Origin of the sequence: Paraburkholderia dinghuensis (genome assembly GCF_003837865.1) — a bacterium.
GTDB lineage: Bacteria > Pseudomonadota > Gammaproteobacteria > Burkholderiales > Burkholderiaceae > Paraburkholderia > Paraburkholderia dinghuensis.
Map to the genome: position 1 here is coordinate 33,571 of NZ_RQIS01000017.1, position 21,368 is coordinate 54,938.

Genomic DNA, 21,368 nt, shown 5'->3' on the forward strand with positions numbered 1-21,368 from the left:
GTTTGCATGATGGTGCTGATGCTTCACGGCGTTCTGTTCGCTGGCAACGTGATGTCTGCCGTCCCTCCGCCGCTGCCGACACTGGGACTGGATGCGCAATTGATCGCACGCCACGAGGTCCCGCCGCTGCCTGCGTCGGCCGATTCAGACGCGCCTCGTGGATGGGCGGCGAATCCGTTTTCGCAGGAAGGTGGCGGCATCGACCGGCCCGCCACCCAGACGGACGAGACACCTGAGTCGCCGGGGGTATCGCCAGAAACACCACGCGCGACGGCGCAGAATGCGGGCGTTGTCGCTGGTTCGGCGGCAGAGCCGCTCGAGGGCCCGCCTGTGCCACTACCCGCGCCGCAGCGGCTCGGCGATTCCCGGTCGAACGTTGACGGGCTTCCGCCCGACCGCCCAATTTCGCTTAACTTCCAGCACGCGGAGCTTTCCGCTGTGCTGCACACGTTCGCGGCATTTACGAAGCTGAACATCGTCGCGAGCGAGCGCGTGCGCGGTCAGGTGACGCTGCGGCTCGACCGCGTGCCATGGCGTACTGCGTTCGATCTGCTGCTGCAGGTGAACGGCCTCGCGATGGAGCGTGCCGGTAGCGTGATCTGGGTCGCGCCCGCCGCTGAGCTTGCCGCGCGAGATCGACAGCGCTACGAGGCTCACGCCCGGGCCGCGGAACTTGAGCCTCTGGCGAGCCGCGCGTTCGAACTGCACTACGCGCGCGCCGAAGAAATCCGGCGTCTCTTGACGGGTTCCGGTACGCAACGCGCGTTGTCGAAGCGCGGCGCGGCGGTCGCCGACGCACGCACGAACTTGCTTTTCGTCACCGACCTGCCCGCGCGTCTGGACCAGATCGCCGATCTGATCGTGATGCTGGACGCGCCTGCGCGTCAGGTGCTGATCGAAGCACGCATTGTCGAGGGCGACCAGGGTTTGTCGCGTGAACTGGGCGTGCGCCTTGGCGTGACGCCAACCAACACGGACGGCACGGCACGCGGCGTACAGGGTGGGAAGGAGGGCACGGTCTATGATCTTTCCGCGGGTCCGCTTTCGGGTTTTGACGCGGCGCAAGTCGGCCTGTCGCTGCTCGCTGCACGTGCCACGCGCATGCTCGATATCCAGTTGAGTGCGCTCGAAGCGGAGGGCCGCGGGCGCATTGTGTCGAGTCCGCGTGTCGTGACCGCCGATCGCACGCGTGCCGTGGTCGAACAGGGGACCGAACTGCCCTATCAGGCCAAGGTTGAGCAGGGCGTCTCGGGCGTGCAGTTCCGTCGCGCGACCCTGAAACTGGAAGTCGAACCGCAGATTACCCCCGACGGTCGTGTCATCCTCGACCTCGACGTCGCCAAGGACAGCGTCGGTGAGCAGACAGCCGGTGGGCCCGCGATCAACACGAAACACGTGCAGACGCGCGTCGAGATTGAGGACGGCGGCACGGTGTCAATCGGTGGGATCGATGCCACCGATGACCGGGACGATGTGACTCGTGTGCCGCTCCTTGGCAAAATACCGATACTGGGCGAGCTCTTTTCGCATCGTGCGCGTCGCGACAATCGCAGCGAACTAGTGGTGTTCATTACACCGCGCGTTATTGGTGCGAATTGACCCCAATTGCTGGCGACAGGCTCGACAACGCTACCGCTTTACCAGTAAGCTGCGACACCAACCAAACCGAGGAAACGCTGCAAGTGCAGGACGCTAACGCCAATGTTTTTTTCGTAGGGCTCATGGGCGCCGGCAAGACGACCGTGGGCCGGGCGGTTGCGCGCCGGCTGGAGCGTCCGTTTTTCGACTCTGACCACGAGATCGAGGCGCGCACGGGCGCACGCATCCCGGTGATTTTCGAACTGGAAGGCGAATCGGGCTTTCGCGAGCGCGAAGTCCAGGTGATCGACGAACTGACCGCCCGCGAGGGTATCGTTCTCGCGACGGGTGGCGGCGCGGTGCTGCGGCCCGAGAATCGTGCGGCGCTCAAGGAGCGCGGTTTCGTTGTTTACCTGCGCGCCAATCCGCATGACCTGTGGTTGCGCACGCGGCGCGACAAGAATCGTCCACTGTTGCAGACCGAAGACCCGAAGGCGCGTCTCGAATCGCTCTACGAGATCCGCGATCCGCTCTATCGCGAGATTGCCGACTTCGTGGTCGAGACGGGCCGTCCGTCTGTCAACGGGCTCGTCAACATGGTGCTGATGCAGCTCGATGTCGCCGGCATCGTCCGAACCCCCGCGCGCTGAGGGCGCGTCAGTCATAATGGCTAGCATGATTACCGTCAACGTCGAACTGGGCGACCGTGCCTACCCCATCCACATCGGCGCCGGCCTGATCGGCCAGACCGCGATCTACGCGCCGCATATCGCCGGCAAGTCGGTGACGATCGTCACGAATACCGTCGTCGATCCGCTCTACGGCGAGACGCTGCGCAACGCGCTCGCACCGCTCGGCAAGGATGTCCACACCGTCGTGTTGCCGGACGGCGAGGTGTACAAGAACTGGGAAACGCTGAACCAGATCTTCGACGGGCTTCTCGCTTCTCGCGCCGACCGCAAGACCACGCTGATCGCCCTCGGCGGTGGTGTGACGGGCGACATGACCGGGTTCGCCGCCGCCTGCTACATGCGCGGCGTGCCATTCATCCAGGTGCCGACCACGCTGCTTTCGCAGGTGGATTCGTCTGTGGGCGGCAAGACGGGGATCAATCACCCGCTCGGCAAGAACATGATCGGCGCGTTTTACCAGCCGCAGGCCGTAATCGCCGATATCGCCACACTGCGCACGCTGCCGGCGCGCGAGCTGGCGGCAGGTATTGCCGAGGTGATCAAGACGGGCGCAATCGCCGATGCGGAATTCTTCGACTGGATCGAAGCCAACGTCAACGCGTTAAACCACTGCGATTCACAGGCACTCATCCACGCGGTCAAGCGCTCGTGCGAGATCAAGGCCTCGGTGGTCGCCGCCGATGAGCGCGAAGGTGGTCTGCGCGCGATTCTCAATTTCGGTCACACGTTCGGCCACGCGATCGAAGCAGGCCTCGGCTACGGCGAGTGGCTGCATGGTGAAGGCGTCGGCTGCGGCATGGTGATGGCGGCGGATCTGTCGGTGCGGCTCGGTCATCTGGACGAGGCTTCGCGCGCGCGCCTCGTGCGCGTGATCGAAGCGGCGCGGCTGCCTGTTTGCGGGCCCGCTCTTGGCGCCGAACGCTACGTCGAACTGATGCAGGTCGACAAGAAGGCCGAGGGTGGTGCAATCAAGTTCATCCTGCTGAAACGGTTCGGCGAAACGCTCATCACCCGTGCGCCGGACGAGGCCGTTGCTGCCACGCTCGCCGCCACGACGAAGGACTGAGCGCCGCCCGACCCACACACCATCGCGGAGACACCGGTGAGCGACACCTGCAACGACACTTCAACCGGCACGATGGGCGGCGCGAGCGCGTCGCGGACCGCCATGCTAGAGGCGGGCCTCGCGCCCTATGCGGCACACGCGTCGCTCTCACGCGGACGGCGCTACCCCGAACTGCCACCCGCGGCTCGGAGTGAGTTCCAGCGCGACCGCGATCGCATCGTTCATTCCACGGCGTTTCGTCGGCTCGAATACAAAACTCAGGTGTTCGTGAACCACGAGGGCGATCTGTTTCGCACGCGGCTCACCCACAGCATCGAAGTCGCGCAGATCGCACGTTCGGTCGCGCGCAACCTGCGCGTGAACGAGGATCTCGTCGAGGCGATTTCACTCGCACACGACCTCGGACATACCCCGTTCGGCCATGCGGGACAGGACGCACTAAACGAATGCATGCGTGGCCACGGCGGCTTCGAGCACAACCTGCAAAGCCTCGCGGTGGTCGACGAGCTGGAAGAGCACTACGGCGCGTTCGACGGGCTGAACCTGTGCTTCGAGACGCGCGAGGGCATTCTCAAGCACTGTTCGCGCGAAAATGCGCGGCGGCTAGGCGATCTCGGTGAGCGCTTCCTGCTGGGACGCCAGCCGTCGATCGAGGCGCAAATCGCCAACATCGCCGATGAAATCGCCTACAACAATCACGATGTCGACGACGGTCTGCGCTCGGGCCTGCTCACCATCGAGCAACTCGCGGAAGTCGAGCTCTGGATGACGCACTACGACGCAGCGCGCGGTGAATTTCCGCAGATCGAAGGACGCCGCCTGATCCACGAAACCGTGCGGCGCATCATCAACACGTTGATCGTCGATCTCATCGAAGAGACGAGCCGAAACCTGGCCAGACACGCGCCGCGCTCTCTCGACGAGGTGCGGGCCGCACCGCAGATCGTGGCCCACAGCGAGGGCGTCGCGGCGCAGGCGGTGGCGCTCAAGCGCTTCCTGTACGCAAATCTGTACCGGCACTATCGCGTGATGCGCATGGCGAACAAGGCGCAGCGCGTGGTGAAGGGCCTCTTCGACGCGTTTTCAGACGACCCGCGCCTCCTGCCGCCCGACTACCAGTCGCCCGATTCCGAATCGCAGCCGCGTCTGATCGCACATTACATCGCCGGCATGACCGACCGGTACGCACTGAAGGAGTATCGGCGTCTCTTTGTCGTCGCAGACGAGGTTTGATGCTGTCCGACTCGAAAGCCCTGGAGCGCATCCGATGAAATCCTGGCCGTATCCGCGCGTCTGCGCGCACCGTGGCGGCGGCACGCTCGCGCCGGAGAACACGCTCGCGGCGATGCGTGCCGGGGCGCGCCTCGGGCACAAGATGGTCGAGTTCGACGCGAAGCTGTCCGCGGACAACATCGCGTTCCTCCTGCACGACGATACGGTTGATCGCACGTCGAACGGGCACGGCGCGGCGGCGCGCCTGCGCTACGACGAAATGTCGTCGCTTGACGCTGGGAGTTGGCGCGATGCTGTCTTCGCCGGCGAGCGGATGCCGACGCTGGCCCTGGTGGCCGCCTGCTGTCGCGAGGCTGGACTAGCGGCGAACGTGGAGATCAAGCCGTGCCCGCAACGGGAGGTTGAGACGGGCCGCCTCGTCGCGCGCGAGGCGGCGCGGCTGTGGTCGGACGCAACGCCACCGCCGCTTTTGTCGTCGTTTTCCTTCGAGGCACTCGCGGCCGCGCGCGATGCTGCGCCTGACCTGCCGCGCGGCCTGCTGTTCGAGCGCGTGCCTGGCGATTGGCCGGAACAAACCGCGGATCTCGGTTGCGTCTCTCTGCACGCAAGCGATCGTCATCTGGATGAAGGGCTCGTCGCGCGCATCAAAGCCGCGGGTCTGCACATCCTTGCGTATACGGTGAACGACCTTGAACGCGCGCGATGCCTCGTGCGCTGGGGTGTCGATACGATCTGCACTGACCGTATCGACCTGATTGGACCACACGCGCTCGACGTATGAATCGTGGGCGGCCAGTGATGGTGACGTGCCGCCAGTCGCCCTAGCGGTAGCGCGCTATCAGTGCGCCCGCGATCAACGCCAAACCACCGACGATGGCGATTGCCTGCCACGGATTCTGACGCACGTAGTCGTCGGCACTGGCAAAGGCTACATCCGCCTGTTCACGGGCCGCGGCCCGCAACGCGTCCAGGCGCTCGCTCGCTACGTCGAGTCGTTTGCGAATGTCCTCTCGTAGCGCGGTGGCGTCGGCCTGCGTGCCTGCGCCAAGGGTTGTTTCGAGTTCGGCGAGCAGGTCGCGCAGTTCGTCGGCAATGTCGGCCGCCGCATTGCGACTGCGGCGCGCGATGCGGCGTGCGCGACGGCCCGTCGTACCCCACGACTTTTCGACAGCGTCTCGCGTATTAGGGAATGCGCTCATGACTCTCTCCGTCGTTGAAAACGCCAGGTCAATGGCATGCGTCGCCCGTGGATAAAAACGGACGGCTGGATTCGCAGTATTGCGCAATTCCGTTACCCGACGCGTTTGCGTGCTCACGGCGCATTGCCGCAAGTGCCTGTAGGACGGGGCTTTCCAGCGTTTCGCGTGACGGGGATGATTACGGGGACAGCACGGTTTTTCTCAGAGGCATAGAATCAGTAAAACGCTTGCGCGATTGCGAGAAAACCGATGGGAGGCTGGAGACGCCACCCTCCGCCGGGTGCCGCGAAAGCGGGGGCGAAGGGCTGGCGGAGGAAGCGGCTGCCGAAGCAGTGCTTAGAACGCGTAACCGACCTTGAGGTAGGTCACGATCGGGTTCAGGTGGATCTTGGCTTCGGATTTGACGTTGGGGCCCGGGGTGCCGGTGCCGAGGTTGACAGTGCTGGTGTTGAGCGTCGCGGTAACGCTGACCGGAATGTAAGACAGCGAGAACCCCGCGAACCAGTGCTTCGTGAAGTTGTAGTTGAAGCCTACGTTAAACACCGGTGCCAGGGAACTGGTTGTCGAAACGCTAGTTTGAGTCCCTACGTTGGCGCCACCAAGAGCGATGTTCCCGATCCCTTGAGTCAAACTCTGGTTCGTGATCCTGGCGCCCGTAAACCAGGTGTAGGTGGCGCCGAGGCCAACATACGGGCGGAACTTCGAGTCGGGCTTGTTGAAGTAGTACTTGAGCAGCAGTGCCGGAGCCCAGAGTGTCGCCTCGCCGATCTTGCCGAGCGGGGAGAGCGTGCCTGAACCATTGAGGTTGAATTTCGGCGGAATTCCGAGTTCGGCTTCAGCGGCGATGTTGTCGGTAATGAAGTAGCCGAGGCTCACGCCGACCGTGTCGGCGGAGCTGATGCCAGCGCCGGTGCCGGGAACGGGTGCGCCGACCGAGGCGCCGCCAACGCTGTCAATTTTGAGGGGGTCGCTGCTGTCCTGCGGTGCGAAGTGGAACCACCCGGTTGTTACGTAGAACGTGTTGGCTGATTGTGCATGTGCTGCCGAAAGACTGGCGAGCGCGGCGATACCTGCCAGCGCCTGTTTTAGTTTCATATCTCCTCCATTAAGGGCCCGCTCATTATGAACAAAAGGCTTCCATCAGACTATATGGGACGGTTAGAGGCTTCTCCCTAAGCACCGCCGGGTTTCCGCCGAAGCCGCTTCCCTGCGCAATGAGCGCCGGTGCGGCCTGGCGGGTCTGCGGGTATTCACCAACGGACTAATGGAAAATCGAGCATGGCACGGCTTGCACGTCTTTATGTTCCTGATCAGCCGCAGCACGTGATCCTTCGTGGGCTCGACCAGCAGCCCGCGTTCGTCGATGACCAGGATTACGAGCTTTTCATCGATTGCCTGAAGGCTGCGGCGCGCGATCATCATCTGGCGGTTCATGCGTGGGTATTGATGCCCGGCGCGGTGCAACTGCTCGCCACTCCGTCCGACGAATCGAGCCTGCCCAAGGCAATGCAGGCGGTCGGCCGGCGCTACGTGGCGCACTTCAACCGGCGATATGCCAGGCGCGGCACGTTGTGGGAGGGCCGCTACCGCGCCACGGTAATCGAGGGTGAGCGCTTTTTTCTGCTGGCGAGTCGCGTCGTCGAACTGGCGCCGGTGCGTAACCATCTCGTCGCGGCGCCCGAGGACTATCGCTGGTCGAGCTACCGGCATCACATCGGGCTCACCGTCGACAGTCTCATCACGGACCACCAGCTTTACTGGGCGCTTGGCAATACGCCGTTCGAGCGTCAGCGGGTCTATCGCGAACTGTGCGAGCAGCCGCTCGACGAACGCGAAACCACGCAACTGATGCAGGCGACCCTCAAGGGCTGGGTGCTCGGCAGCGAGACCTGGCGCGACTGGGCGTCGCGCACGGCGAACCGGCGTGTGTCGCCGCTGCCGCGCGGTCGGCCGCGCAAGGTGCGTGAGGCGCCGGTGGCGGCCGGTACAACGCCAGGCGGTACCGCATCGGCATCCGGCCATGAAATGGGGTCTCATCAACAGACTGATTCGCCGGGGTCTGGTGCGGGTACGCCAGGTGGGCATGCCGCAGGCCAGGCAGGGGGGCATCCGGGAGGACATTCAGGTGCACATCCGGACGGTCCGGGCAGTTCATCGACGGGAGCGGCCAGACCCGATAGTGGTCCGGCAACGGGTTCGCCTTCGACTCATGAGGATCGCAAGCCCGGCACTGGCACCCATTGATTGGTTTTAATATCAATGAGTTAGGTGAAGAGGCGGCATCCCCGGATGCCGTTTCTTTTTGTTCTGAATTGATATGACCCCATTAAAAATATATGCGAATGCAACATCATGATAAATGGGGTTCAATCATGAGGTTTTATTTGCATGCCATTGATTCGTCGCGTATATTCGCCTTTCGGCTCTCCTCGGCGCATGACGCAGGAAGCTCGCATCGCCTGCACAACGCCGTACAGCGGTCACACAAGCGGCGGAAAGTAAAAGACAGAATCAACGGCCACCCATTGGCCATTCTTGGACGGTGTCCCTATGAACGATCACCAGCAGCGCGCCGCGGTGCCCGCCGCGCAAGGTCTCTATGACCCGCAAAACGAACACGACGCCTGTGGCGTCGGCTTCGTTGCCCACATCAAGGGCAAGAAGAGCCACGAAATCATTCAGCAAGGCCTGAAGATTCTGGAGAACCTCGATCACCGGGGCGCCGTCGGCGCCGATCCGCTCATGGGCGACGGTGCGGGCATCCTGATCCAGATTCCGGACGCGTTCTATCGCGAGGAGATGGCCAAGCAAGGCGTGACGCTGCCGCCGAACGGCGAATACGGCGTCGGCATGATCTTCCTGCCTAAGGAACATGCTTCGCGTCTCGCCTGCGAACAGGAACTCGAACGCACGGTGCGCGCCGAAGGCCAGGTCGTGCTCGGCTGGCGCGATGTGCCGGTCGACCATGCCATGCCGATCTCGCCCACGGTGAAGAAGAGCGAGCCGCTGATCCGCCAGATCTTCATCGGCCGCGGCAAGGACGTGATGGTCACGGACGCGCTCGAACGCAAGCTCTACGTGATCCGCAAGACCGCGAGCCACCGCATCCAGGCGCTCAAGCTCAAGCACGGCAAGGAATACTTCGTGCCGTCGATGTCGGCCCGCACGGTCGTCTACAAGGGCCTGCTGCTGGCGGGACAGGTCGGCGTGTACTACCGCGACCTGCAAGACGAGCGCGTTGTCTCTGCGCTCGCGCTCGTGCACCAGCGTTTCTCGACGAACACGTTCCCGGCGTGGGAACTGGCTCACCCGTACCGCATGATCGCCCACAACGGTGAAATCAACACCGTGAAGGGCAACGTGAACTGGCTGAACGCCCGTACCGGCGCGATTGCCTCGCACGTCCTCGGCGACGACCTGCCGAAGCTCTGGCCGCTGATCTATCCGGGCCAGTCGGATACGGCTTCGTTCGACAACTGCCTCGAACTGCTCGTGATGGCAGGCTATCCGCTCGTCCACGCGGTAATGATGATGATTCCGGAAGCGTGGGAACAGCACACGCTGATGGACGAGAACCGCAAGGCGTTCTACGAATATCACGCCGCGATGATGGAGCCGTGGGACGGCCCCGCCGCAATCGCTTTCACGGACGGCCGCCAGATCGGTGCGACGCTCGACCGTAACGGCCTGCGTCCGGCGCGCTACATCGTCACCGACGACGACCTCGTGATCATGGCGTCGGAAGCGGGCACGCTGCCGATCCCCGAGTCGAAGATCGTCAAGAAGTGGCGTCTGCAGCCGGGCAAGATGTTCCTGATCGACATGGAACACGGCCGCATCATCGACGACAAGGAACTGAAGGACAACCTCGCCAACGCCAAGCCGTACAAGAGCTGGATCGACGCCGTGCGTATCAAGCTCGACGAGATCGAGCCGAAGGCGGAAGACGTCGCGGCCGCGCGCACCGAAGCGGCAGCACTGCTCGACCGTCAGCAGGCGTTCGGCTATACGCAGGAAGACCTCAAGTTCCTGATGGCGCCGATGGCGATGGCCGGTGAGGAAGCCGTCGGTTCGATGGGCAACGACTCGCCGCTGGCGGTCATGTCCAACAGGAACAAGACGCTCTACAACTACTTCAAGCAGCTTTTCGCGCAGGTCACGAACCCGCCGATCGACTCGATCCGCGAGAACATGGTGATGTCGCTCGTGTCGTTCATCGGCCCGAAGCCGAACCTGCTCGACACCAACAACATCAACCCGCCGATGCGTCTCGAAGTGTCGCAGCCGGTGCTCGACTTCAAGGACATCGCGAAGATCCGCGCGATCGAGCAGTACACGGGTGGCAAGTTCAGCTCCTACGAACTGAACATCTGCTATCCGGTGGCCTGGGGCAAGGAAGGCATCGAAGCGCGTCTCGCGTCGCTGTGCGCGGAAGCTGTCGATGCGGTCAAGTTGGGCTACAACATCCTGATCGTCTCGGACCGCCGCGCGGACCGCGACAACGTCGCGATTCCGGCGCTGCTCGCCACGTCGGCGATTCACTCGCACCTCGTGTCGCAAGGCCTGCGCACGAGCACGGGTCTCGTCGTCGAAACGGGCTCGGCGCGTGAGACGCACCACTTCGCGCTGCTCGCGGGCTACGGCGCCGAAGCCGTTCACCCGTACCTCGCGATGGAAACGCTCGCGCAGATGGCAAGCGGCCTGAAGGGCGACCTCTCCGCCGAGAAGGCCGTCTACAACTTCACGAAGGCGGTCGGCAAGGGCCTGCAGAAGGTCATGTCGAAGATGGGCATCTCGACGTACATGTCGTACACGGGTGCGCAGATTTTCGAAGCGGTCGGCCTCGGGGAAGACCTCATCGAGAAGTACTTCAAGGGCACGGGTTCGAAGGTCGGCGGCATCGGTCTGTTCGACGTTGCGGAAGAAGCGATCCGGATGCACCGCGATGCGTTCGGCGACAACCCGGTTCTCGCGAACGCGCTCGACGCGGGCGGTGAGTACGCCTGGCGCGTGCGCGGCGAAGAGCACATGTGGACGCCGGATGCGATCGCCAAGCTCCAGCACTCGACACGCAGCAACTCATACCAGACGTACAAGGAATACGCGCACCTCATCAACGACCAGACGAAGCGTCACATGACGTTCCGCGGTCTGTTCGAGTTCCGCCTCGATCCGACGCGCGCGATCTCGATCGACGACGTCGAGCCGGTGAAGGAGATTGTCAAGCGTTTCGCCACCGGTGCGATGTCGCTCGGCTCGATCTCGACCGAGGCACACGCCACGCTCGCCATCGCGATGAACCGCATCGGCGGCAAGTCGAACACGGGTGAGGGCGGCGAAGACGACAAGCGGTACCGCAACGAGCTGCGCGGCATTCCGATCAAGAACGGCGAGACGCTGCGCTCCGTGATCGGCAGTGAGGTTGTGACGGACATCCCGCTGAAGGATGGCGATTCGCTGCGCTCGAAGATCAAGCAGGTCGCGTCGGGCCGCTTCGGCGTCACGGCCGAGTACCTCGCGTCGGCGGACCAGATCCAGATCAAGATGGCGCAGGGCGCGAAGCCGGGTGAAGGCGGCCAGCTGCCGGGTCACAAGGTATCCGAGTACATCGGCAAGCTGCGTTGCTCGGTGCCGGGTGTCGGCCTCATTTCGCCGCCGCCGCACCACGACATCTACTCGATCGAAGACCTCGCACAACTGATTCACGATCTGAAGAACGTGAACCCGTCGTCGTCGGTTTCGGTGAAGCTGGTGTCGGAGGCGGGCGTCGGTACGGTCGCAGCAGGTGTCGCGAAGGCGAAGGCCGATCACGTCGTGATCGCCGGCCATGACGGCGGCACGGGCGCGTCGCCGCTCTCGTCGCTCAAGCACGCTGGCACGCCGTGGGAACTCGGCCTCGCCGAAACCCAGCAGACGCTCGTGCTGAACCGCCTGCGCGGCCGGATCCGCGTGCAGGCCGACGGCCAGATGAAGACGGGCCGCGACGTCGTGATCGGCGCGCTGCTCGGCGCCGATGAGTTCGGCTTCGCAACGGCGCCGCTCGTCGTCGAAGGCTGCATCATGATGCGCAAGTGCCACCTGAACACGTGCCCGGTCGGCGTTGCGACGCAAGATCCGGTGCTGCGTGCGAAGTTCACGGGCCAGCCCGAGCACGTCGTCAACTACTTCTTCTTCGTCGCTGAAGAAGTGCGCGAAATCATGGCGCAACTCGGCATCCGCAAGTTCGACGATCTCGTCGGCCGCGCGGATCTGCTCGACACGCGTCGCGGCATCGAGCACTGGAAGGCGAAGGGCCTCGACTTCTCGCGCGTGTTCTACCAGCCGCAAGTGGGCGCCGAAGTCGCGCGTCTGCACGTCGAGTCGCAGGACCACGGCCTCGAGCGCGCGCTCGACCACACGCTCATCGAGAAGGCGAAGGCCGCAATCGAGAGCGGCGAGCACGTCTCGTTCATCCAGCCGGTGCGCAATGTGAACCGCACGGTCGGTGCGATGCTGTCGGGCGTAGTCGCGAAGAAGTACGGCCACGACGGTCTCGAGGACGACGCGATCCACATCCAGTTGAAGGGCACGGCGGGCCAGAGCTTCGGCGCGTTCCTCGCGAAGGGCATCACGCTGGACCTCGTCGGCGACGGCAACGACTACGTCGGCAAGGGCCTCTCGGGCGGCCGCATCATCATCCGTCCGACGAATGACTTCCGCGGCAAGTCCGAAGAAAACATCATCTGCGGCAACACGGTGATGTACGGCGCGATCGAAGGCGAAGCCTACCTGCGCGGCGTTGCGGGCGAGCGCTTCTGCGTGCGTAACTCGGGCGCGACGGCGGTTGTCGAAGGTACCGGCGATCACGGCTGCGAGTACATGACGGGCGGCACGGTCGTCGTGCTCGGCGAAACGGGCCGTAACTTCGCGGCCGGCATGTCGGGCGGCATCGCGTTCGTCTACGACCCGGACGGCACGTTCGCGGGCAAATGCAACCGCTCGATGGTCGCGCTGGAGCCGGTGCTGCAGCAGGCCGAGCAGGAACGCACGGTGGACCGCGCGCTGTGGCACGCGGGTGAGACTGACGAGGCGCTCCTCAAGGGCATCATCGAGCGCCACTTCCAGTTCACCGGCTCGCCGCGTGCGAAGGCGCTGCTCGAAAACTGGGATGCGTCGCGCCGCCAGTTCGTGAAGGTATTCCCGACGGAGTACAAGCGCGCACTAACCGAGATCGGCGCGAAGAAGGCAAGCCAGGAAGTGCTGGCCGCCTGATTCGACGGATTTCCGCGAAGACGAATAGACGAAGGCGTGTCCGCCGCGCGGGCGGACCGCCGATCCCCTCACCGAACGAGTTAATGGATAGACGGGAACCATATGGGTAAGGCAACCGGTTTTCTCGAGTACGAGCGCCAGCATGAGGCGTACGAAGCACCGCTTACGCGGGTGAAGCACTACAAGGAGTTCGTGGCGGCGCTGTCCGACGCGGACGCGAAGATCCAGGGCGCGCGTTGCATGGATTGCGGCATTCCGTTCTGCAACAACGGCTGCCCGGTCAACAACATCATCCCGGACTTCAACGACCTGGTGTTCCGCCAGGACTGGAAGTCGGCGATCGAGGTGCTGCACTCGACGAACAACTTCCCCGAGTTCACGGGCCGCATCTGCCCGGCGCCGTGCGAAGCGGCGTGCACGCTCGGTATCAACAACGACCCGGTCGGCATCAAGTCGATCGAGCACGCGATCATCGACAAGGCCTGGGCCGAAGGCTGGGTCGCGCCGCAGGTCGCGAAGCAGAAGACGGGCAAGAAGGTTGCCGTCGTGGGTTCGGGCCCCGCGGGCCTCGCTGCCGCGCAGCAACTCGCGCGCGCCGGCCACGAAGTGACGGTGTTCGAAAAGAACGACCGCATCGGCGGCCTGCTGCGCTACGGCATTCCCGACTTCAAGCTGGAGAAGTGGCTGATCGATCGCCGCATGCGCCAGATGGAAGCCGAGGGCGTGACGTTCCGCGCCAACGTATTCGTCGGCAAGGGCGAACTGCCGGCGTACATCGGTAACACGGCCAAGGAAACCATCACGCCGGAAGAACTGAAGGAACAGTTCGACGCCGTGGTGATCGCAGGCGGTTCGGAAACGCCGCGCGATCTGCCGGTGCCGGGCCGTGAGCTGCAGGGCATCCACTACGCGATGGATTTCCTGCCGCAGCAGAACAAGGTCAACGCGGGCGACAAGGTTTCCGACCAGCTCGTGGCGAAGGGCAAGCAGGTCATCGTGATCGGCGGCGGCGATACGGGTTCCGACTGCGTCGGCACCTCGAACCGTCACGGCGCGAAGAGCGTCACGCAGTTCGAACTGCTGCCGCAGCCGCCCGAGGAAGAGAACAAGCCGCTCGTGTGGCCGTACTGGCCGATCAAGCTGCGCACTTCGTCGTCGCACGAGGAAGGCTGTGAGCGCGACTGGTCGGTCGCGACGAAGCGCTTCGAGGGCAAGAACGGCAAGGTCGAGAAGCTCGTCGCTGCTCGCGTCGAGTGGAAGGACGGCAAGATGGTCGAAGTGCCGGGTTCGGAGTTCGAAATGAAGGCCGACCTCGTGCTGCTCGCGATGGGCTTCACGCAGCCGGTGTCGCCGGTGCTCGAAGCGTTCGGCGTCGACAAGGATGCGCGCGGCAACGTGCGTGCCTCGACTGAAGGCGAGAAGGCTTACTACACGTCCGTCGACAAGGTCTTCACCGCAGGTGACATGCGCCGTGGTCAGTCGCTCGTCGTGTGGGCGATTCGCGAAGGGCGTCAGTGCGCGCGTTCGGTCGATGCGTATCTGATGGGGAGTTCGGAACTGCCGCGTTGAGTTATCGGTGGGACCGGAGTAAGTGCTGAAGCGCTAACTCCGGTCACTACGCCGCTGACCGCGGTTTGCGATAAAAACGGGTCACCCTCACGGGTGGCCCGTTTTTTTTCGTCCGGCCTCACGGGCTCGCGGCGTGGTTCGCGGGCAGTTGCCGCCCTAGGCGTTACCATGACACGAATCGCTTGACCGATCCCGCTCCGATCATGTCCGAAGCCCCGAATCTCGATTCGTGGAAACGCTGCTTCATCGCGCTCGCGCCCGACGCGGCGTCGCGCGACGCGCTCGCAGCGCTCGACGTCCCGCCCAACGCGCGGCGGGTGCCATATGAGCAGTTGCATCTGACTGTCGCGTTCATTGGTGAGCTGCCCGGAAGCGCGGGCGAAACGCTCGCGCGCCGCCTGCGGGACCACGCCGTGCCGATTCCACCTGCACCGGTCACGAAGATCGAGTGCTGGCCGGGCCGCGCGCATCCGCGCTTGATGGTCGCCGCTCTGGAGATGTCCGACGCGTTCGTCGCGCTTGATTGGCGAGTGCGTTCGCTGATGTTCGAGGCGGGTTTGCCGCTCGATGCACGCGCGTTCCGTCCGCACGTCACGCTTGCGCGCTTCACACGCGACGCAACGTCTGCGACGCTTGTCTGCGATGCGTACACGCTGCCGCCGCTGCGCTTTACGTCGCTCGTGCTGTATTCGAGCACACTCGCTCGCCAGGGAGCGCGCTACGACGCGCTGGCGAGCGTGGCGCTGGACGGAGCGTGAATCTTCAAAGCACGCTGTGTGGGACTGGGGTCAGCGCTAGAAAACCCACTTCGATCGACAGCTTTGCGTGGGACCAGAGTAAGTGCGCTGCACGGGGCGGGAGTAAGCGCTAAAGCGCCAACACCGCCCGACAGCTAAAGCGCCAACTCTGATCGACAGCTCTGCATGGGACCAGAGTAAGTGCTAAAGCGCCAACTCTGGTCGACACACGACTGCCGTCCGCGCTCAAGCAGCGATCCGTTCTTCCGGCATGCGCTCGATGTCAAGCGTCTCGTCGTGGAAAGCCGCAAGCGACTCGCGATGCGCCACGCTCACGATCGCCGCCTTCGGCAGGCGATCGTCGAAGAGCTTGTAGAGCCGGTTTTCATTGTCAGGGTCAAGAGCGCTCGTCGCTTCGTCGAGGAACAGATAGTCAGGCTTGTGCAGCAGCACGCGCGCGCCCGCAAGCCGTTGCTGCTCGCCCGGCGAGAGCACGCGCGTCCAGTGCGCCGACTCGCCCAACCGGTCCGCGTAGTCTTCGAGGCGGCAGGCGCGCAGCGCTTCGCGGCACTCGTCGTCGCTGTATTCGCCCGGTGCGGACGGATACGTGAGCGCCGCCTTGAGCGTGCCGATCGGCAGATAGCTCTGCTGCGGGATGAACATCATGCGTGCGTCGACGGGTGCGTCGATCGAGCCTTCGCCGAACGGCCAGAGGCCCGCGAGCGCGCGCATCAGCGTGCTCTTACCCGCTCCCGACGGGCCGCGCACGAGCCAGCGCGAACCCGGTTTGATGGCGATGTCGCGCACTTCGGAGAGCGGTTCGCCGTTGGGCAGCGAGAGCAACAGGTGCTCGGTCGAGAGCGCGTTGGCATCGACGAAATGCAGGTTGATGCCGCCGTGTTCGGTCGCGGGCGAGACGCTTTCCTTCAGGCGCGGCGCGTGGACCACGCGCACGAATTCGCGCAGACGGTTGACCGTGGCGCGCCATTCGACCAGCGTCGAATAATTGTCGACGAACCACGAGAGCGAAGCGCTGACGGTGCCGAAGGCATCCGCGATCTGCGTAACTACGCCGAACGCAATTGCGCCGGTGAAATAGCGCGGCGCAGCGACCACGAGCGGAAAGATGATGGCGACCTGGCCGTAGAAGTTCTGCACGAAGGTGAGTCGCCGTGTGTATTTCATCACGCGCGTCCAGTTATCGCGGATGTGCTGGAATAGACCTTGCGCGTTGGCTCGCTCAGTATCCATGCCGTCGTAAAGCGCGATTTGCTCTGCGTTTTCGCGCAGGCGAATAAGGCCGAAGCGGAAATCGGCTTCGACCCGTTGTTGCTGGTAGTTGATCGACACGAGCGGGTGATTCACTTTGTGGGTGATGAATGACCCGAAGATGGCGTAGACCACGGCGACCCAGACCATGTAGCCAGGAATGCTGATCGCGTGTCCGGCCAATGCGAACGACAGCGCGCCGGAGACGGTCCACAGGATGGTGACAAACGAGAACAGCGTGACGACCGTGGACAGAAGATCCAGCGTGAGCGTAAGCGTGGCCGTTGCGAACGATTGCAGGTCGTCGCTGATCCGCTGGTCGGGGTTGTCGGCGAGACGGTCTCGCTCGATGCGGTAAAAGGCGCCGTCGCCGAGCCAGTCACCCAGGAAGCGTGTGGTGAGCCACTGACGCCAACGGAATCCGAGCATCTGGCGCAGATAGCGCCCATACACAGCAAGGAAGATGTACGCGAACGCGTAGCCCGTGAAGACAAGCAAAAGGTGCTGGAACTGTGCCGCTTGTTTGCCCTGGAGCGCGTTAAAGAAATCGCGGTTCCAGAAATTGAGCCGCACGTTGATCCACACGATGCTCAGATTGATCGCAATGATCGCGACGAGCAGCCCCAGGGCGATCCAGCGTTCCTCGGAAACCCAGTAGGGCTTGATCAGGCTCCAGGCCGTAATCCGCTCGTTCTGCTCCGGCGTGGCGCGGGAAGAAAGGTTCGTCATGTGTGTTCCGATGTGTGGTCCGGCCACCGGCCGAAGGTGCGAGCGTGCTGCGCGCAGCGCTGGCGCTCCGATTCTGTCGCGGGCCGCTTAAGTGCAGCTTAATCGCGCGGCTCATTGTCTCACTGGCGCACGTCGCGATGTGGGTCTCGATGCGTGGCGCCGTTGCGAAGCATTGTGCCAGAGGGCGTGCGCTGCGCACCGTGCGCGAACGCCCCCCGAGGTTTGCGGGGCCGGCGGCTTTTGTGGTCTAATGTCCGCTGACGAAACAGGGGTGCTACGCCCGACATGCAGTGCATGTTGCGGCGAGGCTGAGAGAGACCCTTTGCACCCGATCCGGGTAATACCGGCGCGGGAAGTTTCAGGAAAGCATCACTGGAGTTATCTTCAGTTTCCCGCTGGGCAAATGCATGGGGCCGCCGTCCCGTTGTCTGTGTTGCATTGTCCAGCCGGCCTTGCCGGCCGGTTTCGTCCTTAGGTACGTCTGCAACTACCGTACGGAAAGGATACGATGACCGCCTATTCTTCAGTTCATTCAGTTCTTCCACTGCCCGGCGCGTGCTTCACAGCGCCGTGCACCCTTGCGTTTGCTCGCGTCGGAGTCTCGTCATGAGTGGCGCACGAGCTACCTCCACAGCACCCGATTTCGCCGTCCTCGGCGGCGGTCTGAGCGGGCGCCTCGTCGCCTGGCGGCTCGCGGGCGCGGGCCATCGCGTCGCGCTCTATGAGAGCGGCGGACCCGATGGAGCGAACTCCGCCGCCTGGGTCGCGGCCGCGATGCTCGCGCCGCTTGCCGAGGCTGCCGTCGCCGAATTGCTCATCACTGAACTCGGTGTCGCGTCGCTCGAAAGCTGGCCGCGCATTCTCGCGGAGCTGCCCGAGCCGGTCTACTTCCAGCGCAACGGCACGCTCGTGGTCTGGCATCAGGCCGACCGGACGGAGGCGCCGCTTTTCGAGCGCCGCGTGCGCGCGAACGCGCCGCACTGGCTCGCCGACGACGGCTTCGTGCCGCTCGCGGGTGCGCAACTCGACGCCGCGGAGCCGGCGCTCGCCGGGCGTTTCGCACGCGGCTGGCTGCTGCAAGGCGACGGCCAGCTCGACAACCGCCAGGCACTACGCGCGCTGGCGGCCGGACTCGCGCAGCGGGGCGTCGAAACGCACTGGAATACGACCGTCGACGATGCCGATCTGCCGCGCGCACGCGTGACGATCGACTGTCGCGGACTCGGTGCGAAATCCGTGCTGCCCACGCTGCGTGGCATTCGCGGCGAGGTCGCTCGCGTGCACGCACCCGGTATCGGCATCACGCGGCCCGTGCGCATTCTGCATCCGAGGTATCCGCTCTATGTCGCGCCGAAACAGGACGACGTCTTCGTGATTGGCGCGACCGAGATCGAAGGCGAGGACAGGTCGCCGGTGAGCGTGCGCTCCGCGCTCGAATTGATGAGCGCCTTGTTCGCGGTGCATCCGGCGTTTGGCGAGGCGCGCGTCCTCGAACTGGCGACGAATTGCCGTCCGACGCTGCCCGATCATCGCCCCGCGCTGATCTGGGATGGCGCGCAGACGTTGCGCCTGAACGGCCTCTACCGTCACGGCTTCATGATCGCGCCAGAAGTGGCCGATGAAACGGTGCGCTGCGCACAGGCGCTTTTCGATGGCCGCGTCGCCGATGCGGATGCCTTCGAAACGCTGCGCCGCGATTCGCGCTGGAGCGACATGCTTCATGTGCAAGGCACGCGCGAGCACGCCTGAACGCGCGGGTAACCAGCCACACGTAACAAGTATCGACATGGACATACACGTCAACCAGAAGCTGCTTACGCTGCCAGATGGCGCGACAGTCGCCGACGCGCTCACCGCGTACGGTGCGCGACCGCCGTTCGCCGTTGCGCTGAACGGCTATTTCGTCGCGCGCGCCCAGCACGGCGCGCGCGCGCTCCAGGCGGGCGACCGCCTCGATATCGTGAGTCCGGTGGCGGGCGGTTGACCGGTCGCCCCACACCTGCCAGGGATCTAACCACCATGACTATTCCTTCGAGCGCCGACGCGCTCACGCTCTACGGCGAAACCTTCGCCAGCCGCGTGCTGCTCGGCACGTCGCGTTATCCGTCGCTGCAGTCGCTCTCCGATTCGATCGACGCGGCGGGCCCCGGCATGATCACCGTCGCGCTGCGCCGCCAGATGAACGACGGCACGGCCGCCGCGGGCTTCTTCGAACTGCTCAAGCGCCATCGCGTGCCGCTCTTGCCGAACACAGCGGGCTGCCTCACCGTCAACGAGGCGGTGACCACGGCGCACATGGCACGCGAGGTCTTCGAAACCGACTGGATCAAGCTCGAACTGATCGGCGACGATTACACGCTGCAACCCGATCCGGTTGGCCTGATCGAAGCCGCCGCGCGCCTCGTGCGCGACGGTTTCAAGGTGCTGCCGTATTGCACTGAGGACCTCGTGATCGGCCGTCGCCTGCTCGATGCCGGCTGCGAGGTGTTGATGCCGTGGGGCGCGCCCATCGGCACCGGCAAAGGCGTGATCAATCCGTATGGCCTGCGTGTGCTGCGCGAGCGTCTGCCCGACGTACCGCTCATCGTCGATGCGGGGCTCGGCTTGCCGTCGCATGCGGCGCAGGTGATGGAGTGGGGCTTTGATGGCGTGCTGATCAACACGGCGGTCTCGCAGGCCACACACCCCGACGCGATGGCGCGCGCGTTTGCGCTTGGCGTCGAGGCGGGTCGGGCCGCGTATCTCGCGGGGCCGATGACCGAGCGCGATGCGGCGGTAGCGAGCACGCCGGTCGTGGGCATGCCCTTCTGGCATCAAGACGGAGGCAGTTGATGACCGAAACCTTGCGATTGCAGGACCGTGAACTCTTCTGGCCGCCTGCCGATGAACTCACCGCCGCGGCCGAGCGCATCCGCTCGCGCCTTGGCGACTGGCCACCGACGCACGCACCGTGGCGCATCTGCCTGACGCCGCCCGACGCGCCGAACGGCGGCGACCTGATCGTCGTGACCGACGCCGCACCGCACCTCGCGAACATCGCGCGGTGGATGCTCGATGGCGCGGGCGTGATTGAAGCGGGAATCGACGCGGGGCAAGGTCGTGCGACGCTGCACCTCGGCGGCGTGCGCTATGCGCTCGAAGGTGAACTGGCGGAAGACTGGATCCCTGCGCTGGCGGCGTTCCTCGACTGTGGATTCGACCCGCACGATGCGCTCGTGCTGGCGCTCGCCTGGCGCGATGGTGACGAAGCACGCGAAGATGCGTGGCCGGTCGACTTCTCGCGCTTCCCGCGTGTGCTCGGATTGCCGGATGCGCCCGCGCAGCCGTTTGCGCCGTGTCCGACGAAGCTCGGCCTGTACCCGGTGCTGCCGACAACGGACTGGGTCGAACGCGTGCTCGACTATGGCGCGAAGACGGTGCAGTTGCGCAGCAAGCAGCCGAAGTCGCCCGCGCTGGTGAGCGAAATAGAACGCTGTGTTGCGGCAGGGCGCCAGCACGCCGACTCGCGCGTGTTCATCAACGACCACTGGCGCGAGGCGCTCGCGGCGGGCGCATATGGCGTGCATCTCGGCCAGGAGGACCTGCGCGAGGCGGATCTCGACGCGCTGGCGGCCGCGGGCATGCGGCTCGGTCTTTCGTCGCACGGCTACTTCGAAATGCTCACGGCGCTGCATTTCCGTCCGAGCTACGTTGCGCTCGGCGCGGTGTTCCCGACGACGACCAAGGCCATGCCGACCGCGCCGCAAGGTCTGGCGCGCCTCGCACGCTACGTGAAGTTGCTGGACGGCGTGGCGCCGATGGTAGCGATCGGCGGCATCGACAGTGCGGTTTTGCCGCAGGTGCTCGCGACTGGGGTGGGCTGCGCGGCGGTTGTGCGCGCGGTCACGGAGGCCGCCGACCCGGCCGCCGCCGTCGCTGCGTTGCAGCAGGTGTTTACGCAATAATCGCCCCATGGCCGGACGGTTGCGCCGCGTGTGCAACCGTCTGGTCGAGGGGCCGCTTGCGCTATATCAGGCGTACGCCGACCAGTCCAGCATATTGGGAC

15 protein-coding genes, 1 pseudogene and 1 riboswitch are annotated in these 21,368 nt (G+C 64.5%); of the genes and pseudogenes, 13 read left to right on the forward strand and 3 right to left on the reverse strand.

Annotated elements, in window-relative coordinates; all coding sequences use genetic code 11:
* Positions 1-6 precede the first annotated feature (6 nt).
* The 5 genes from D1Y85_RS21090 to ugpQ all read left to right on the forward strand — a co-directional run bounded on the left by D1Y85_RS21090 (position 7) and on the right by ugpQ (position 5,350).
* A complete protein-coding gene (locus D1Y85_RS21090) occupies positions 7-1,599 on the forward strand; it encodes a type IV pilus secretin PilQ (RefSeq protein WP_425466962.1) in 1,593 nt (530 codons plus the stop codon).
* 122 nt (positions 1,600-1,721) lie between these two features.
* On the forward strand, positions 1,722-2,228 hold the full coding sequence (locus tag D1Y85_RS21095; protein ID WP_425466963.1) for a shikimate kinase: 507 nt from the start codon (positions 1,722-1,724) through the stop codon (positions 2,226-2,228).
* A 25-nt stretch (positions 2,229-2,253) separates the two neighbouring features.
* Positions 2,254-3,336, forward strand: coding sequence for a 3-dehydroquinate synthase (gene aroB / locus D1Y85_RS21100; protein WP_124153094.1), 1,083 nt, complete (start codon positions 2,254-2,256; stop codon positions 3,334-3,336).
* A gap of 72 nt (positions 3,337-3,408) precedes the next feature.
* On the forward strand, positions 3,409-4,569 hold the full coding sequence (locus D1Y85_RS21105; protein WP_124153096.1) for a deoxyguanosinetriphosphate triphosphohydrolase: 1,161 nt from the start codon (positions 3,409-3,411) through the stop codon (positions 4,567-4,569).
* 34 nt (positions 4,570-4,603) lie between these two features.
* Positions 4,604-5,350, forward strand: coding sequence for a glycerophosphodiester phosphodiesterase (ugpQ, locus tag D1Y85_RS21110; protein WP_124153017.1), 747 nt, complete (start codon positions 4,604-4,606; stop codon positions 5,348-5,350).
* Between the two features lie 40 nt (positions 5,351-5,390).
* Here ugpQ and D1Y85_RS21115 read toward each other — a convergent pair whose 3' ends face one another.
* Positions 5,391-5,768 carry an ElaB/YgaM/YqjD family protein gene (locus tag D1Y85_RS21115; protein WP_124153018.1) on the reverse strand — a complete coding sequence of 126 codons (378 nt, stop codon included), beginning with the start codon at positions 5,766-5,768 and terminating at the stop codon, positions 5,391-5,393.
* Positions 5,769-6,104: 336 nt separating this feature from the next.
* The gene (locus D1Y85_RS21120; RefSeq protein ID WP_124153019.1) at positions 6,105-6,863 is read right to left on the reverse strand and encodes an OmpW/AlkL family protein; all 759 of its coding nucleotides are present in this window, start codon (positions 6,861-6,863) and stop codon (positions 6,105-6,107) included.
* A 183-nt stretch (positions 6,864-7,046) separates the two neighbouring features.
* On the opposite strand from D1Y85_RS21120, the pseudogene D1Y85_RS21125 reads away from it, so the two are divergent.
* The 4 genes and pseudogenes from D1Y85_RS21125 to thpR all read left to right on the forward strand — a co-directional run.
* Positions 7,047-7,736, forward strand: a pseudogene (locus D1Y85_RS21125) (transposase); the annotation flags it as partial.
* 582 nt (positions 7,737-8,318) lie between these two features.
* Positions 8,319-13,019 carry a glutamate synthase-related protein gene (locus D1Y85_RS21130; RefSeq protein WP_124153020.1) on the forward strand — a complete coding sequence of 1,567 codons (4,701 nt, stop codon included), beginning with the start codon at positions 8,319-8,321 and terminating at the stop codon, positions 13,017-13,019.
* A 102-nt stretch (positions 13,020-13,121) separates the two neighbouring features.
* On the forward strand, positions 13,122-14,588 hold the full coding sequence (locus D1Y85_RS21135; protein ID WP_124153021.1) for a glutamate synthase subunit beta: 1,467 nt from the start codon (positions 13,122-13,124) through the stop codon (positions 14,586-14,588).
* A 203-nt stretch (positions 14,589-14,791) separates the two neighbouring features.
* On the forward strand, positions 14,792-15,346 hold the full coding sequence (gene thpR, locus D1Y85_RS21140) for an RNA 2',3'-cyclic phosphodiesterase (protein ID WP_124153022.1): 555 nt from the start codon (positions 14,792-14,794) through the stop codon (positions 15,344-15,346).
* Positions 15,347-15,571: 225 nt separating this feature from the next.
* Here the strand turns inward: thpR and D1Y85_RS21145 are convergent, their stop codons facing one another.
* Positions 15,572-17,323: an ABC transporter ATP-binding protein/permease gene (locus tag D1Y85_RS21145; protein WP_124153023.1), complete on the reverse strand. Its 1,752-nt coding sequence runs from the start codon at positions 17,321-17,323 to the stop codon at positions 15,572-15,574.
* A 257-nt stretch (positions 17,324-17,580) separates the two neighbouring features.
* A riboswitch (TPP riboswitch) is annotated at positions 17,581-17,695 on the forward strand.
* Positions 17,696-17,929: 234 nt separating this feature from the next.
* Between D1Y85_RS21145 and D1Y85_RS21150 the strand changes: the two genes are divergently transcribed.
* Genes D1Y85_RS21150 through thiE form a run of 4 tightly spaced genes read left to right on the forward strand, consistent with a single transcriptional unit; the run spans position 17,930 to position 21,267 of the window.
* On the forward strand, positions 17,930-19,072 hold the full coding sequence (locus D1Y85_RS21150; protein ID WP_124153024.1) for an FAD-dependent oxidoreductase: 1,143 nt from the start codon (positions 17,930-17,932) through the stop codon (positions 19,070-19,072).
* 37 nt (positions 19,073-19,109) lie between these two features.
* Positions 19,110-19,307: a sulfur carrier protein ThiS gene (thiS, locus tag D1Y85_RS21155; protein WP_124153025.1), complete on the forward strand. Its 198-nt coding sequence runs from the start codon at positions 19,110-19,112 to the stop codon at positions 19,305-19,307.
* Between the two features lie 35 nt (positions 19,308-19,342).
* Positions 19,343-20,155 carry a thiazole synthase gene (locus D1Y85_RS21160; protein ID WP_124153026.1) on the forward strand — a complete coding sequence of 271 codons (813 nt, stop codon included), beginning with the start codon at positions 19,343-19,345 and terminating at the stop codon, positions 20,153-20,155.
* Positions 20,155-21,267: a thiamine phosphate synthase gene (thiE, locus tag D1Y85_RS21165; protein WP_124153027.1), complete on the forward strand. Its 1,113-nt coding sequence runs from the start codon at positions 20,155-20,157 to the stop codon at positions 21,265-21,267. The genes D1Y85_RS21160 and thiE overlap by 1 nt, the downstream gene beginning before the upstream one ends.
* Positions 21,268-21,368 lie beyond the last annotated feature (101 nt).

Bases quoted from the DNA above. Each gene is read 5' to 3' on its own strand.
- ugpQ (WP_124153017.1), top strand. From the start codon at position 4,604: ATGAAATCCTGGCCGTATCCGCGCGTCTGCGCGCACCGTGGCGGCGGC.
- D1Y85_RS21095 (WP_425466963.1), top strand. From the start codon at position 1,722: ATGGGCGCCGGCAAGACGACCGTGGGCCGGGCGGTTGCGCGCCGGCTG.
- D1Y85_RS21135 (WP_124153021.1), top strand. From the start codon at position 13,122: ATGGGTAAGGCAACCGGTTTTCTCGAGTACGAGCGCCAGCATGAGGCG.
- D1Y85_RS21090 (WP_425466962.1), top strand. From the start codon at position 7: ATGATGGTGCTGATGCTTCACGGCGTTCTGTTCGCTGGCAACGTGATG.
- aroB (WP_124153094.1), top strand. From the start codon at position 2,254: ATGATTACCGTCAACGTCGAACTGGGCGACCGTGCCTACCCCATCCAC.
- D1Y85_RS21150 (WP_124153024.1), top strand. From the start codon at position 17,930: ATGAGTGGCGCACGAGCTACCTCCACAGCACCCGATTTCGCCGTCCTC.
- D1Y85_RS21105 (WP_124153096.1), top strand. From the start codon at position 3,409: ATGGGCGGCGCGAGCGCGTCGCGGACCGCCATGCTAGAGGCGGGCCTC.
- D1Y85_RS21130 (WP_124153020.1), top strand. From the start codon at position 8,319: ATGAACGATCACCAGCAGCGCGCCGCGGTGCCCGCCGCGCAAGGTCTC.
- D1Y85_RS21145 (WP_124153023.1), bottom strand. From the start codon at position 17,323: ATGACGAACCTTTCTTCCCGCGCCACGCCGGAGCAGAACGAGCGGATT.
- thiE (WP_124153027.1), top strand. From the start codon at position 20,155: ATGACCGAAACCTTGCGATTGCAGGACCGTGAACTCTTCTGGCCGCCT.
- D1Y85_RS21115 (WP_124153018.1), bottom strand. From the start codon at position 5,768: ATGAGCGCATTCCCTAATACGCGAGACGCTGTCGAAAAGTCGTGGGGT.
- thpR (WP_124153022.1), top strand. From the start codon at position 14,792: ATGTCCGAAGCCCCGAATCTCGATTCGTGGAAACGCTGCTTCATCGCG.
- D1Y85_RS21160 (WP_124153026.1), top strand. From the start codon at position 19,343: ATGACTATTCCTTCGAGCGCCGACGCGCTCACGCTCTACGGCGAAACC.
- thiS (WP_124153025.1), top strand. From the start codon at position 19,110: ATGGACATACACGTCAACCAGAAGCTGCTTACGCTGCCAGATGGCGCG.
- D1Y85_RS21120 (WP_124153019.1), bottom strand. From the start codon at position 6,863: ATGAAACTAAAACAGGCGCTGGCAGGTATCGCCGCGCTCGCCAGTCTT.